The organism is Pseudomonas allii (assembly GCF_055380095.1).
On sequence record NZ_AP039450.1, the window covers coordinates 911,194 to 926,042 of the forward strand.

At 63.7% G+C, this 14,849-nt stretch carries 9 protein-coding genes; 5 read left to right on the plus strand and 4 right to left on the minus strand.

Features of this window, described 5'->3' with window-relative positions; genetic code table 11:
- The first annotated feature begins 103 nt into the window (after positions 1 to 103).
- Positions 104 to 535 (plus strand): hypothetical protein, encoded by a 432-nt coding sequence (locus ACZ445_RS04050; RefSeq protein WP_464704787.1) that lies wholly within the window; start codon positions 104 to 106, stop codon positions 533 to 535.
- On the opposite strand, the gene ACZ445_RS04055 is transcribed toward ACZ445_RS04050, so the two are convergent.
- Positions 482 to 1,258, minus strand: a complete 777-nt coding sequence (locus tag ACZ445_RS04055) for a TatD family hydrolase (protein WP_464708002.1) — start codon at positions 1,256 to 1,258, stop codon at positions 482 to 484. The genes ACZ445_RS04050 and ACZ445_RS04055 overlap by 54 nt on opposite strands.
- Positions 1,259 to 1,260: 2 nt before the next feature.
- Positions 1,261 to 2,256 (minus strand): catabolite repressor/activator, encoded by a 996-nt coding sequence (gene cra / locus ACZ445_RS04060; protein WP_464708003.1) that lies wholly within the window; start codon positions 2,254 to 2,256, stop codon positions 1,261 to 1,263.
- Between the two features lie 294 nt (positions 2,257 to 2,550).
- Between cra and ptsP the strand changes: the two genes are divergently transcribed.
- The 4 genes from ptsP to ACZ445_RS04080 all read left to right on the plus strand — a co-directional run bounded on the left by ptsP (position 2,551) and on the right by ACZ445_RS04080 (position 9,769).
- Positions 2,551 to 5,409 (plus strand): phosphoenolpyruvate--protein phosphotransferase, encoded by a 2,859-nt coding sequence (ptsP, locus tag ACZ445_RS04065; protein ID WP_464704788.1) that lies wholly within the window; start codon positions 2,551 to 2,553, stop codon positions 5,407 to 5,409.
- Positions 5,410 to 6,330 carry a 1-phosphofructokinase gene (gene pfkB / locus ACZ445_RS04070; protein ID WP_464708004.1) on the plus strand — a complete coding sequence of 307 codons (921 nt, stop codon included), beginning with the start codon at positions 5,410 to 5,412 and terminating at the stop codon, positions 6,328 to 6,330.
- A gap of 11 nt (positions 6,331 to 6,341) precedes the next feature.
- Positions 6,342 to 8,045, plus strand: a complete 1,704-nt coding sequence (locus tag ACZ445_RS04075; RefSeq protein WP_310863442.1) for a PTS fructose-like transporter subunit IIB — start codon at positions 6,342 to 6,344, stop codon at positions 8,043 to 8,045.
- A gap of 182 nt (positions 8,046 to 8,227) precedes the next feature.
- Entirely contained in the window at positions 8,228 to 9,769 is a 1,542-nt protein-coding gene (locus ACZ445_RS04080; protein WP_179040579.1) for an alkaline phosphatase D family protein, read from the plus strand.
- 123 nt (positions 9,770 to 9,892) lie between these two features.
- Here the strand turns inward: ACZ445_RS04080 and ACZ445_RS04085 are convergent, their stop codons facing one another.
- Together ACZ445_RS04085 and ACZ445_RS04090 are read right to left on the minus strand one after the other, a co-directional pair.
- Entirely contained in the window at positions 9,893 to 12,418 is a 2,526-nt protein-coding gene (locus tag ACZ445_RS04085; protein ID WP_464708005.1) for a PepSY domain-containing protein, read from the minus strand.
- A 136-nt stretch (positions 12,419 to 12,554) separates the two neighbouring features.
- Positions 12,555 to 14,840 (minus strand): TonB-dependent receptor, encoded by a 2,286-nt coding sequence (locus ACZ445_RS04090; RefSeq protein ID WP_464704793.1) that lies wholly within the window; start codon positions 14,838 to 14,840, stop codon positions 12,555 to 12,557.
- Positions 14,841 to 14,849: the final 9 nt, after the last annotated feature.

Here is a 14,849-nt window from a genome sequence, read left to right on the forward strand (position 1 = left end):
TTACGGGTGTAGCGTTTGTCCTGATTTCCCCGCATGCCTTTTCTGGCAGCGTGAATGGGTGAGAATTTGTTTCGGATAAATTCAAGTTCAGGGGAGCACGACGATGACCATTGCAGTCGGCATCAAAGGGCATTGCGGCCATTGTGATATCAGGTTTGAACTCAAGCCCTGGCAGCTGAATGCCATCGCCATCGAAGAGCCCTTCGATTGCCCCTATTGCCAGCAGTTCTTGCAATTGAATTGCCCTCGGCAATTAAGGGCGCTCAAGGTGTTGGGTCACTGGGCGCTGGTGCAGCCGAGCATGGCGGTGTTCACCTGCATGGTGCTGATCGTGGCACTGGTCACAGAATGGGTGGGGTTGATCACGGTAGTCGGGCAGTTCAACGTGTCACTGGTGGTGCTGCTGGTGCATTTCCTGGCGCTGCGCTATGCCCGTTACCGGCAGCGGATCACGTTGGACCTGCAAGTGGTCACGCCAGTCTTACCAATTGAACAGCTCGCACGCATTGCGTGTGCTCGCCTCAGCCAACGATAGCGGGCTGATGTCCATGCGCTCGGCCAGGGCGGTGCAGATGGCCGGCAGGTGCTCGGGACTGTTGCGTTGGCCGGGGAACATGGCGGGCGCCATATCGGGTGAGTCGGTTTCCAGCACCACCGCGTCCAGCGGAAGTTGCGCCAGCACCTTGTGCATGCGCAAGGCTTGGGGCCAGGTGGGGGCGCCGCCCAACCCCAGTTTGAAGCCGAGCTTGATGTACTCCCGAGCCTCTTCTTGGCTGCCGGCAAACGCATGGATGATGCCGCCGCGGGGCAGGCGGATGCGCTTGAGGGTGGCGATCACGGCGGCGTGGCTGCGGCGCACGTGCAGCAACGCCGGCAGTTGGAAGTCCACGGCCAGTTTGAGCTGGGCTTCAAACAGGCTTTGCTGGCGTTCGCGGTCCAGCTGTTCGAGAAAGTAATCCAGGCCGATCTCGCCCACTGCACACAGTTGGCGGTGGCCGTGCAGGCGCGTCAACCAGTCGCCCAACGCCGTCAGGTCAGCGGGGCGATGGTTGTCGAGGTACACCGGGTGCAGGCCAAAGGCGGCGAACAAACCTTCGTCCGCTTGCACCAAGTCCCACAGCCTTTGCCAATTCTGCTGATACACCCCCAACACCACCATGCGCCGCACGCCCAGCGCTCGGCTAAGGGTGAGGACTTCCCGGCGATCATCATCGAAATCCGGGAAGTCCAGGTGCGTATGGGTGTCGATCAGCTCCACGCTCAAGCCTCGTGAATACGCTGCTTGAACGTCCGGCCGATGGCGTGCACGCCAGGTTGGTACTGTTCTTCTTCGATCGCGGCCAGCGCCAGGCGCAGGGCGGTATCGGCGATCAACTGGTGTTGCTGGGCCATGGCGTTGACCGGCAGCGGCAGGAAGTCCAGCAACTGGGTATCACCAAAGGTACCCAGGCGCAGCGGGCGCGACTTGAGCGGGAAGTCATGCAGTGCGTCGAACACGCCTTGCAGCAGCACGTAGGACGTGGTCACCAGCGCGTCAGGCAAATGCCCCAGTTGCTGTAGAAGTTGCTCCATCAGCTGTCGACCGCCGTCGCGACTGAACGCTTCAGCGTGTTCGACGATCACCTCGCCGCTGAACCCGGCAAGGGCTTCACGGAAACCGGCGGCGCGTTCCTGGCTGATGCTCAACTCGGGCCGTGCGCCGATCAGCACAATCTGCTTGGGCAGCGGTTGCAGCAGGCTGCTGGTCAACTGCTGGCACGCTTGGCGGTCATCGCTGACCACCGAGCAGAACTGATCCGCGCCCATCACCCGGTCGATGGCAATCACCGGCAACCCCTTGGCTTGCAGTTCGCGATAACTGTTATCGCTGGCCGGCAGGCAGCTGGCGACGAACAGCGCATCACAACGTCGTGCGCGGAACAGTTGCAGCAACTGGCGTTCGCTGTCGGCATCGTCGTCGGAGCTGGCGATCAGCAGCTGATAGCCGCGCGCCCGTGCGCCTTGCTCCAGGAGCTTGGCGATGCGTGCGTAACTGGGGTTTTCCAGATCAGGCAGGATGAAACCCAAGGTGCGCGTGTGCCGACTGCGCAGCCCGGCGGCCTGTGGGTTAGGAGTAAAGCCATGGGCTTCGACGACAGCCCGCACCCGTTCGACGGTGGCGTTGCTGATGCGTTGCTGTTCGGCCTTGCCGTTGATGACGTAGCTGGCGGTGGTCACGGACACACCGGCCAGGCGGGCGATATCACTGAGTTTCAAACCGGGATTTCCTTGTTTTCTGGAGCTTGCCCCGACATTTTGTCCAATCGTAACCGATTCCAGCACTCGACTAATGTCTCAGCTCAAGTGCCGAGTGGTTGTTCAAGGATGCGCAATTAACGCGTAATCTGCCATAAATTCTAGATTAAACGTTTCAGCCAGCGTATTTTTACGACGTTCGCGACTGAGTAGCTACTGCCAATTGACTGCTCAGTCAGCTATTGATGTACACCCATTACACTGTTTGTTTAAAACAATACCTAGTGCGGCCACCGCACTAACTAGGAGAACGGCATGCTTGAGCTCACTGTAGAGCAGATTTCCATGGGCCAGGTGGCTGTGGATAAATCTGCTGCCTTGCACCTGCTCGCTGACAAACTGGTGGCTGATGGCCTGGTCGCCGAGGGTTATCTCAGTGGCTTGCAGGCCCGTGAAGCCCAGGGCTCGACCTTTCTAGGCCAAGGTATTGCCATCCCCCACGGCACCCCGGAAACCCGCGACCAAGTGTTCTCGACCGGCGTGCGCCTGCTGCAGTTCCCCGAAGGGGTGGACTGGGGCGACGGCCAGATCGTGTACCTGGCCATCGGCATTGCCGCCAAATCCGACGAACACCTGCGCCTGTTGCAACTGCTCACCCGTGCCCTCGGCGAAACCGACCTGGGCCAGGCGTTGCGCCGTGCCGGCAGCGCCGAAGCCCTGCTGAAACTGCTGCAAGGTGCGCCGCAGGAACTGGCGCTGGACGCGCAGATGATCAGCCTGGGTGTGTCCGCCGACGATTTCGAAGAGTTGGTCTGGCGCGGCGCACGCCTGTTGCGCCAAGCCGATTGTGTGAGCAATGGCTTCGCCGCTGTGTTGCAGCAGGTCGACGCGCTGCCCTTGGGCGATGGCCTGTGGTGGTTGCACAGTGAACAGACCGTCAAGCGCCCAGGCCTGGCGTTCGTCACCCCGGACAAACCCATGCGTTACCTCGGCCAGCCGCTCCATGGCCTGTTCTGTCTGGCCAGCCTCGGTGAAGCCCACCAAACGCTGTTGGAGCGCCTGTGCGCCTTGCTTATCGAAGGTCGCGGCCAGGAACTGGGCCGTGCCACCAGCAGCCGTGCGGTGCTCGAAGTCCTTGGCGGCGAACTGCCCCCGGACTGGCCCAGCGCTCGCATCACCCTGGCCAACGCCCACGGTTTGCATGCGCGCCCGGCGAAGATCCTCGCGCAGTTGGCGAAAAGTTTTGACGGCGACATCCGCGTACGCATCGTCGATGGCCCGGTCGGCGCCGTGTCGGTGAAAAGCCTGAGCAAACTGCTGAGCCTCGGCGCACGGCGTGGCCAGGTGCTGGAGTTCGTCGCCGAGCCGACGATTGCCGGCGATGCGCTACCCGCGTTGCTCGCCGCTGTGGAGGAAGGCCTCGGTGAAGAGGTCGAGCCGCTACCGACGGTCAGCGTCCAACCGGCAGCCCTGGATATCGAGCCGGTTGTCAGTGCGCCGACCAGCGGCAGCCAGATCCAGGCCATTGCGGCCGCACCGGGCATCGCCATTGGCCCCGCGCATATCCAGGTTCAGCAAACCTTCGATTACCCGCTGCGCGGCGAGTCCTCCGCTATTGAGCGTCAGCGCCTGCACAGCGCCCTGGCCGATGTACGCCGTGACATCCAGGGCCTGATTGAGCGCAACCCTTCCAAGGCGATCCGCGAGATTTTCATCACCCACCAGGAAATGCTCGACGACCCGGAACTCACCGACGAAGTCGACACCCGCCTCAAGCAAGGCGAGAGCGCCGAAGCCGCGTGGATGAGTGTGATCGAAGCGGCCGCCAGGCAGCAGGAATCGTTGCAGGACGCCTTGCTCGCCGAGCGCGCCGCCGACCTGCGTGACATCGGCCGCCGTGTATTGGCGCAACTGTGCGGCGTCGAAACCGCCCAGGAGCCGAGCGAGCCCTACATTCTGGTGATGGACGAGGTCGGTCCGTCGGATGTGGCGCGTCTTGATCCCGCGCGCGTCGCCGGCATCCTCACCGCCCGTGGCGGCGCGACGGCCCACAGCGCCATCGTCGCCCGTGCCCTGGGTATCCCGGCGCTGGTCGGCGCTGGCCCGGCGGTATTGCTGCTGGCCTCCGGCACCCCCCTGTTGCTGGATGGCCAGCGCGGTCGCCTGCATGTCGACCCCGACGCCGCCACCCTGCAACGCGCCACGGTCGAGCGCGACACCCGCGAACAACGCCTGCAAGCCGCTTCGGCGCAACGCCACGAACCGGCGCTGACCCGCGACGGCCATGCCGTGGAAGTGTTCGCCAACATCGGCGAAAGCGCCGGTGTGGCCAGCGCGGTGGAGCAGGGCGCCGAAGGCATCGGCCTGCTGCGCACCGAATTGATCTTCATGGCCCACCCGCAAGCGCCGGACGAAGCCACCCAGGAAGCCGAATACCGCCGCGTGCTCGACGGCCTCGACGGTCGCCCGCTGGTGGTGCGCACCCTCGATGTGGGCGGCGACAAACCGCTGCCGTATTGGCCGATTGCCGAGGAAGAAAACCCCTTCCTCGGCGTGCGCGGTATCCGTCTTACCCTGCAACGCCCGCAGATCATGGAAGCACAATTGCGCGCGCTGTTACGGTCCGCCGATAGCCGCCCGCTGCGCATCATGTTCCCCATGGTCGGCAGCGTCGACGAATGGCGTGCCGCCCGTGATATGACCGAGCGCCTGCGCCTGGAAATCCCGGTGGCGGACCTGCAACTGGGCATCATGATCGAAGTGCCGTCGGCGGCCTTGCTTGCGCCGGTGCTGGCCAAGGAAGTGGACTTCTTCAGCGTCGGCACCAACGACCTGACCCAGTACACCCTGGCCATCGACCGTGGTCACCCTACCTTGTCCGCCCAGGCCGATGGCCTGCACCCGGCGGTACTGCAACTGATCGACATCACCGTGCGCGCCGCCCATGCCCATGGCAAATGGGTCGGGGTGTGCGGCGAGCTGGCGGCGGACCCGCTGGCAGTACCGGTGCTGATCGGCCTGGGTGTGGATGAGTTGAGCGTATCGGCCCGCAGCATTCCCGAAGTGAAGGCGCGGGTGCGTGAATTCAGTCTGAGCGAGGCCCAGGGCCTGGCGCAACAAGCACTGGCGGTGGGCTCGCCCGCCGAAGTGCGTGCCCTAGTGGAGGCCGTGTAGATGGCAAGGATTCTGACCCTGACGCTGAACCCGGCGTTGGACCTGACGGTGCGCCTGGAGCACCTGGAACCGGGTGAAGTGAACCGCAGCGAAACCCTGCTGATCCATGCCGCCGGCAAGGGCGTGAATGTGGCGCAGGTGCTGGCGGATTTGGGCCATCAGGTGAGCGTGGGTGGTTTCCTCGGTGAGGCGAACCCCCAGGCCTTCGAGGCACTGATCGCCTGCCGTGGGTTTGGCGACGCGTTCATTCGCGTGCCGGGCGAAACCCGCAGCAATATCAAGATTGCCGAACAGAACGGCCGGGTCACCGATATCAATGCGCCCGGGCCGCTGGTCAGTGATGCGGCGCAAGCCGCGCTGCTCAAGCGCATCGCCGACATCGGCGCGCAATTCGATGCGGTGGTGGTCGCCGGCAGTTTGCCGCAAGGCATCAGCCCGCAGTGGTTCCAGGGGCTGTTGCAGCAACTGAAAAACCTCGGGTTGAAAGTCGCCCTGGACACCAGCGGCGAAGCGCTGCGCGCCGGTTTGAAAGCGGGGCCGTGGATGGTCAAGCCCAACACCGAAGAACTGGCCGATGCCCTGGGGCATGCCCCGGATGCAATCAGCCAACTGCATCAGCACGGCGTGGAACATGTGGTGGTTTCCGATGGCGCTGCGGGCGTCAGTTGGTATCGCCCAGGCGCGGCGCTGCAAGCCACGCCGCCAAAGGTGACGGTGGCCAGTACCGTCGGCGCCGGCGACTCGCTGCTGGCCGGCATGCTGCACGGTCTGCTCAGCGGCGATACCCCGGAGCAGACCTTGCGCCGTGCCACGGCGATTGCCGCCATGGCGGTGACGCAGATCGGTTTTGGCATCAGCGATGACGCGCAGTTGGCGCGCCTCGAAAGCGGCGTCCACGTGCGCACGCTGACAGAACAATAAGAGGGTTTGTGATGAAGTTAGCCATTGTTACTGCCTGCCCGAACGGCATGGTCACCAGTGTGCTGTGCGCCCGCTTGTTGGACGCGGCCGCGCAGCGCCAGGGCTGGAGCACCAGTGTCGAAGTGGTGGATGTGCAGCGCCCGGAGCGCCAATTGTCCCAGGCGATCATCGACGATGCCGAATGGGTGTTGCTGGTCAGCAGCACCCCGGTGGACATGCAGCGCTTTGTCGGCAAGCGCGTGTTCCAGAGCACACCGGCCCAGGCGTTGGCGGATGTCGACGCCGTATTGCGCCGTGGCGCCGAAGAGGCGCAGGTGTATGTCGCGGCTGAGGCCCCGGCCACGAACGCGCCGCGCATCGTCGCGATCACCGCCTGCCCGACTGGCGTCGCCCACACCTTCATGGCCGCCGAAGCGTTGCAGCAGACGGCCAAGCGCCTGGGCTATGACTTGCAGGTCGAAACCCAGGGCTCGGTCGGCGCACGTACGCCATTGAGCGCCGAAGCGATCGCCAATGCCGACGTGGTGTTGCTGGCCGCTGATATCGAAGTCGCCACCGAGCGCTTCGCCGGCAAGAAGATCTACCGGTGCGGCACCGGCATTGCCCTCAAGCAATCCGAAGCCACCCTCAACAAGGCCCTTGCCGAAGGTGCGGTGGAAAGCGCGGCCAGCGGCGCGGTGACCAAGCCGGAAAAAACCGGCGTGTACAAACACCTGCTTACCGGTGTGTCGTTCATGTTGCCGATGGTGGTGGCGGGCGGGTTGTTGATCGCCTTGTCGTTCGTGTTCGGCATTCACGCCTTTGAACAGGAAGGCACCCTGGCGGCTGCGCTGAAAACCGTCGGCGACCGCGCCTTCATGCTGATGGTGCCGCTGCTGGCGGGCTACATCGCCTACTCGATTGCCGACCGTCCGGGCATCGCGCCGGGCATGATTGGCGGCCTGCTGGCCGGCACCCTGGGTGCTGGATTTATCGGTGGCATCTTCGCCGGTTTCCTCGCCGGTTATTGCGTCAAGTTGATCACCCGCGCAGTGAAATTGCCGCAGAGCCTGGAGGCGCTCAAGCCGATCCTGATCATCCCGTTGCTAGCGAGTCTGTTCACCGGCCTGGCGATGATCTACCTGGTGGGGCCGCCGGTCGCGCGCATGCTGGTGGGGCTGACTGATTTTCTCAGCACCATGGGCACGACCAATGCGGTACTGCTGGGCATCCTGCTGGGCGGCATGATGTGTGTCGACCTGGGCGGGCCGATCAACAAGGCGGCCTACGCATTTTCCGTCGGCCTGCTGGCGGCCCACAGCGGCGCGCCGATGGCCGCGACCATGGCGGCCGGCATGGTGCCGCCGATCGGCATGGGCATCGCCACGTTCCTGGCGCGCCGCAAGTTCGCCCAGACCGAACGCGAAGCGGGCAAGGCGGCGATGATCCTCGGCTTGTGCTTCATCTCTGAAGGCGCGATCCCGTTTGCCGCGAAGGACCCGTTGCGCGTGATTCCGGCCAGTATCGCCGGCGGTGCATTGACCGGTGCCCTGTCCATGTACTTCGGCTGCGTGCTGGCGGCACCCCATGGTGGCCTGTTTGTGCTGGTGATCCCGAATGCGATGAACCATGCGCTGCTGTACCTGCTGGCAATTGTCGCCGGCAGCCTGCTGACCGGCCTGGTCTACGCGTTGATCAAACGCCCCGAAGCGCAAGAACTGACCGTGACCGTCTGACGCGGCGTAGAAAATGTGGGAGGGGGCTTGCCCCCGATAGCGGTGGGTCAGCCATAAATATGCGGGCTGACACTCTGCCATCGGGGGCAAGCCCCTCCCACCGTTGATCGCTGTATCGGTGTCATCTCTGCTTCATCGGGGCGTGCTTTAGTGGCCCTTTTGATACTCAAGAGGGCACCTGCATGAGCCACTTCGACCTCGGCCGTCGCCGCGTGATGCAAGCCGTCGGCGCCGGCCTGTTGTTGCCGGGCCTGGCGCCGGCGGTGATCGCTTCGGTCAAGGACCGGCCGCAGCTTACCGATGGCGTGCAGTCCGGCGACCTGCTCGGCGACCGCGCCATGATCTGGAGCCGCAGCGACCGCCCGGCCAAGATGGTGGTGGAGTGGGATACCCGCAGCGTGTTCAACAACCCTCGTCGTTTTGTTTCGCCGCTGGCCGACCAGCGCAGCGACTTCACCGCCCGCGTCGAACTCACCGGTCTCCCTGTCGACCAGGCGATCTTCTACCGCGTGCACTTCGAGGACGCCCAGACCGGCATCGCCAGCGAACCCTGGTTCGGCCATCTGCGCAGCGTGCCGCAACAGCGCCGCGACATTCGTTTTGTGTGGAGCGGCGACACCGTCGGCCAAGGCTTCGGCATCAACCCGGATATCGGCGGCATGCGCATCTACGAAGCCATGCGCCTGCGCCTGCCGGACTTCTTTATCCACAGCGGTGACACCATCTACGCCGACGGCCCGGTGCCCGCGCAGCTCACCGTGGAAGACGGGCGCATCTGGCGCAATATCACCACTGAGGCCAAGAGCAAAGTCGCCGAAACCCTCGACGAGTATCGTGGTAATTACCGCTACAACCTGATGGATGAAAACGTACGCCGTTTCAACGCCGAGGTGCCGCAGATCTGGCAGTGGGACGACCATGAAGTGGTGAACAACTGGTCGCCGAGCAAGCAGTTGGATGAGCGTTACCGGGTCAAGGACATCAATACCCTGGTCGGCCGTGCGCGCCAGGCCTGGCTGGAATACTCACCGATGCGCCGGCAGGCGGCGGACGGCGGCGGGCGGATCTATCGCAAGCTCAGCTATGGTCCGCTGCTGGATGTATTCGTGCTGGACATGCGCAGTTATCGCGGGCCCAACGATGACAACCTGGGCGGCGCAAAACCCTTCCTCGGGCGTGCGCAATTGGACTGGCTCAAGCGTGAACTCAAGGGCTCCCAGGCGCAGTGGAAAGTCATCGCTGCCGACATGCCCATCGGCCTCGGCGTGCCCGACGGTGAAGTCAGCCCCGGCGTGCCGCGCTGGGAAGCCATCGCCAACAACGACCCCGGTGCGCCGCAAGGCCGCGAATTGGAAATCGCCGAGCTGCTGGGTTTTCTACGGGCGCAGAATTTACGCAACCATGTGTGGCTGACTGCTGATGTGCACTACTGCGCGGCGCACCACTACCACCCGGATCGTGCGGCGTTCCAGGACTTCGAACCGTTCTGGGAGTTTGTCGCCGGGCCGTTGAACGCCGGCAGTTTCGGGCCTAATCCGCTGGACAAGACCTTTGGGCCTGAGGTGGTGTTCGAGAAGGCACCGCCGGCGCAGAACACCTCGCCGCTGGCGGGGTTTCAGTTTTTTGGCGAGGTGAACATTGATGGGCAGACGGCGGAGTTGACGGTCATCCTGCGCGACCTGGATGGCGTCTCGGTATTTGAACAAAAACTCCAGCCCACCTGACTTGGAATGCATTAAAAACTGTGGGAGGGGGCTTGCCCCCGATAGCGGTGTATCAGTGGCTCATTACTTGACTGACACGCCCTCATCGGGGGCAAGCCCCCTCCCACAGTTTGATTGTTGTATTCAGTAGACGTCGCGGCGGTAGCGACCTTGCTCGATCAACCGCTCCACGGCCTCACTGCCGAGTATATCCAACAGCGCCTGATCCACCCCCGTGGCCATCCCCTGCAGACTCCCGCACACATAAATCGCCGCGCCGTCGGCCAGCCATTTGCGCAGCACATCCGCTGACTCGCGCAGGCGGTCCTGCACGTAGATCTTCTCCTCTTGATCGCGGGAAAACGCCAAATCCAGCAGCGCGAGATCACCGCTGGCCAGCCAACCTTGCAGCTCTTCCTGGCAGAGGAAGTCATGCTTGATATTGCGTTCGCCAAACAGCAGCCAGTTGCGTTGCTGGCCGTCGGCGATACGGGCCTTGAGCAAACTGCGCAGGCCCGCCAGGCCGGTGCCGTTGCCCAGCAGGATCAGTGGCACCGGCGCCTGCGGCAGGTGGAACGCGCTGTTGCGGCGCAGGCGCAGGCTGATGTTCGAGCCGAGGGCGGCGTACTCGGTCAGCCAGCCTGAGCCCAGGCCCAGGCTGCCGTCGGGGTGGCGTTCCTGGCGCACGATCAGTTCCAGCACGCCATCGCTGGCAATCGAGGCGATGGAATATTCGCGCATGCCCAGCGGCACCAGCGCATCCACCAGCGCCTGGGCGTGCAGGCCGACCAGGTGCGCGCGATGGGTCGGCAACTGACGAGTAGCCAGGGCCTGGTCGAGGCTGTGCGCCATGCCGTCGATCAACACGCCGTCGCTGCCGGCCAGGCCCAGGCCTTCGAGGAAGTGCTCGATCGCCCAGGGGCAATTGCGCGGCAGCACTTCCACCAGGTCGCCGGCTTGCCAGCTTTGTGGCGACGGCGAGGTGAGGCCCAGCAGATAGACGTTCGAGCCGCTGCCGTCACGGTTGAGCAATGAGCGCTGGCTGAGCGTCCAGTTTTCATACTGGGCGCTCGGCCAGGCAGATGCAGGGGCATGGCCGGTCAGTTGGCCGAGTTGCTGCTGCCAGTGGAGCAGGGCGGTGGTGTCGCCGCTGTCCACTTCCACGGGCGCAAACAGTGGGTTGCCGCCCTGCTGGGTCAGCCAAAAGTGCAGACGCCGCGCGAAGCCGCAGAAATGTTCGTACTGGCGATCACCCAGGGCCAGCACCGAGTAGTTCAGGCCCTTGAGGGGCAGGTCCTGGCCGAGCAAACTGCGCTCGAAACCACGGGCACTGTCGGGGGCTTCGCCGTCGCCGAAGGTGCTGACCACAAACAGCGCGTTTTCCGACTGGCGCAGGTCGTCCTGGCTGACGCTGCCCAGGGGCTGTACCTTCACCGGCAGGCCGGCCGCCTGTAATTGCCCCGCCGTTTGCCAGGCCAGCTGTTCGGCAAAACCGCTCTGGCTGGCGAAGCCGATCAGCCACGCCGGGGCATCGCTGTGGTTGGCGGTGAGGCCGTTGCGCGCGTCACGCACCTGGCGTTTTTTGCGCCGGCGGTCCAGGTACAGCAGCCAGCCGGTGACGAAGAACAGCGGCATCAGCACCGAGCTGAGCGTGAGGGCAATCCGCCCGATCAAGCCGAAGTAGCTGCCGGTGTGCAGCGCATAGACGCTGGTCAGCAGTCTGGAACCGAGGCTTTTGCTGGCGTACTGGTCGTGGGACTTGACCTCGCCGGTGGCCGGGTCGAGGTTGATCTGGTTCAGCGCCCGGTCATGGGGCGAGTTTTTCAACAGGTAGTAGACGATGGCCGGTTGCCCGGCGACCGCTGGCATGCGGATGTTATAGGCGCTCAAGCCTGGGCCGGCGTTGCTGTAGATGCTGCTCCAGATCGCATCGTAGTTGGCCACCGGCGCCGCACCCTCGGGCGCCGGGCCGCGCTTGCGCACCCGTTCGTTTTGCGGGGCGTCGGACAACAGCTTGGTCAGGCCCTGGCTGTACCAGTCGTAGGACCAATACAAGCCGGTCAACGCCGACAGCAGGTAAGCCAGCAGGCACCAGGTGCCGAACACCGAGTGCAGGTCCCAGTTGAAGGCACGGCCTTTTTTGCGCCAGTCCAGCGTCAGCCAGGCCCGCCAGCTCGCCACCTGGCGCGGCCAGCGCAGGTACAGGCCGGAGAGGCAGAAGAACACCAGGATCAGCGTGCACGCGCCGGTGATGTTGCGCCCGGTATCGCCCATCACCAGGAAACGGTGGAACTGCAGCAGGAAGCCAAAGAGATCCTGACCGACCACATCACCCATGTAGGCGCCGGTGTAGGGATCGAAATAGCGCAACTGGCCACGGCGCTCGCCGGGTGGCGGCGTGAAGAACACGCGGGCGGCGTTGCCGCTGTCGCTCTCGACAAACAGCATGGCTACCGTCTGGCCTTCGGTGGCCTCCAGCTTGCGCACCAGCTCGGCGGGCGGCAGTACGCCGGCTTCGCGTTTTTCTACGGTCAGTACGTTGGGGTTGAGCGCCCGCAGTATTTCATCCTGAAACGAGACCGCAGCCCCGCTGATCCCCATCAAGGCCAGCACCAGCCCGGCTGTAATGCCGAAGAACCAGTGCAACTGGAACAGGGTTTTCTTCAACACGTCTGACCGCCTCGTCTATCCGGATATGTAGGGCACGGCGCGCATTATGCCGTGGCTTGTCGAGAAACATTCTGTTTTACACGCAAAAGCCCCACGCATCCGATGCGTGAGGCTCTTTGCTGCGTGGTGCTGCTGTTTAGAAGTGGAAGCTGGTGGTCAACAAGGCCGTACGACCGGCCGCCTGATTGGCGAAGTGGGTGGAGAAGGCTTTGTCGTAATACAGCTTGTCCGTCAGGTTCTGCACGTTCAATTGCAGGTCGACGTTCTTGGTCAGCTTGTAACTGGCCATGGCGTCGTAGCGGGTGTAAGACGGTACGTAAACGGTGTTGCCCGCATCGCCATAAACCTGGTCGACGTAGAACGCGCCGCCACCAATCGTGAGCTTGGAGGTGACGTCGTAGGTGGTCCACAGGCTGAAGGTGTTCTTCGGCGTGTTGGGCATTTGGTTGCCTTTGTTGGAGCCCGCGCTGACCACACCGTTACGCCCGTTCAGGCCGGATTTGACCAGTTCGCTGTCGAGGTAGCTGTAGCCGGCGAACACCTGCCATTGGTCGGTGATCTTGCCGCTGGCGGACAGTTCCAGGCCGTCGACCTGGGACTCACCCGCATTCTGATAGGTCAGGGCGTCGACCAGGATGCGCGTATTTTTCTTCTCGGTACGGAACACCGCGGCAGTCAGGGACAGGCGGTCGTGGAACAGGTCCCACTTGGTGCCCAGTTCGTAGTTGACGGTTTCTTCCGGCTGCAAGTCGCTGCTGGCGGCGCCGGCAGACAGAGGGTTGCCGTCTGAACCTTCACCGACCAGCCCCCCGGCAGGCGTCGCCGATGTCGCGTAGGAAGCATAGATGCTGGCGTTTTCCACCGGCTTCCAGACCAGGCCGGCTTGCCAGTTGAAGAACTGGCTGTCTTCCTTGATTTTGCTGCGGCCGGTCGCGGAGTCGGTGTTGGCCACGGTGTCGAAGGTGTCGTAGCGCAGGCCTACGTTCAGCAACCACTTCGGGTCCAGTTCGATGGTGTCGAACACATAAGCGCCACGGCTGGTGGCCTTGGTGGCGGTGCCGTAGTAGTTGCGGGCGATGCTGCCGGTCCAGGCATCATCCGGGTTCGGATTGCTCAGCGAGGTGCACTGGCCGCCCAGGCTGCCCTTGGCCACGGTGCAGACTGGGTTGGCGTTGGGGCTGATGGTGTAGCTGCTGACGCGGGTTTCTTCACCGGTGAACTCCAGGCCGGTGGAGTAGCTGTGCTTGAAGCCCAGGGCCTGGAAGCTGCCGAACAGGTCGGTCTGGTTGGTGGTGGTGGTCGTGGTCGACACCCGGCTGTTGGCGCGACGCCACACGGTGCCATAGCGGTTGACGTTGAATTTGCTGTCGTCCGGCTGGGTGAGAATGTAGTCCTGGCCAGTGCTGCCATGGCGCAGGGTGTTTTTCAGCGTCATGGTGTCGTTCAGGTCGTGCTCGATGGAGAACGTGCTGATGTCGGCGCGAGTCTTGCGGAAGTCGCGATCCTTGAGGCCGTAGAAGTTGTTGCTGTCGCCGCCATTGTTGGGTTTGTCATGCACATGGGCGGTGGCGGTCGACGAACCATAGCCGTAGGGAATCCCCGAATCCGGCAGGTCATCGCTTTCCATGTGGTAGTAGCTGAGGTTGACGCGGGTCGGGGTGCCCAGGCCAAAGGTCAGCGACGGCGCGACGCCCCAACGGTCGTAATTGACCGCGTCGCGGCCGGCCACGTTCTGTTCGTGGCTCATCAGGTTCAGGCGGAACGCGGCGCTGTCGTCGAGGAACTGGCGGTTCACGTCGAGCACGTAGCGGCGGGTCTGGTCGGAACCGTAGGTGAAGCCGCCGTTGGTGAAGTCCCGCGCTTGTGGGGTCTTGCTCACTAGGTTGAGGCTGCCACCGGCAGAACCACGACCGCCGAACGAAGAGTTCGGGCCTTTGCTGACTTCAATCGATTCGATGTCGAAGATCTCACGGCTCTGGCCGCCGGTGTCGCGCACGCCGTCCAGGTAGGTGTCGCCCTGGGCGTCAAAACCTCGGATGAACGGCCGGTCGCCCTGGGGGTTGCCGCCTTCGCCTGCGCCAAAGGTAATACCCGGTACGGTGCGCAAGGCATCCTGCAACGAGGTGGCGGCGGTGTCCTTGAGGACTTGTTGCGGCACCACGGTGACCGAGCGCGGGGTATCCACCAGCGGTGCGGTGTATTTCTGCGACGAGGCTTTTTCGACCTGGTAGGAGGTGTTGTCCTGCGCTTCCCCGGTGATGCTGGTGGCCCCCAGGGAAATGCTGTTGCGCTGGCCTTTTTGTTCAGTGTCGTCGGCGGCCTGTGCCAGATGGGCGACAGAGCTGGCGCTGAGGGCAACGCCGATGGCTGAAGCCAGCATGCGTGGTGAACCGGCAGGTATTTTTGTAGTGGTGCGCGACATGACGTGTCC

Excerpts from the sequence above, each read along its gene's own strand:
- pfkB (WP_464708004.1), top strand. The coding sequence starts at position 5,410 with ATGGCAAGGATTCTGACCCTGACGCTGAACCCGGCGTTGGACCTGACG.
- ptsP (WP_464704788.1), top strand. The coding sequence starts at position 2,551 with ATGCTTGAGCTCACTGTAGAGCAGATTTCCATGGGCCAGGTGGCTGTG.
- ACZ445_RS04080 (WP_179040579.1), top strand. The coding sequence starts at position 8,228 with ATGAGCCACTTCGACCTCGGCCGTCGCCGCGTGATGCAAGCCGTCGGC.
- ACZ445_RS04075 (WP_310863442.1), top strand. The coding sequence starts at position 6,342 with ATGAAGTTAGCCATTGTTACTGCCTGCCCGAACGGCATGGTCACCAGT.
- ACZ445_RS04050 (WP_464704787.1), top strand. The coding sequence starts at position 104 with ATGACCATTGCAGTCGGCATCAAAGGGCATTGCGGCCATTGTGATATC.
- ACZ445_RS04090 (WP_464704793.1), bottom strand. The coding sequence starts at position 14,840 with ATGTCGCGCACCACTACAAAAATACCTGCCGGTTCACCACGCATGCTG.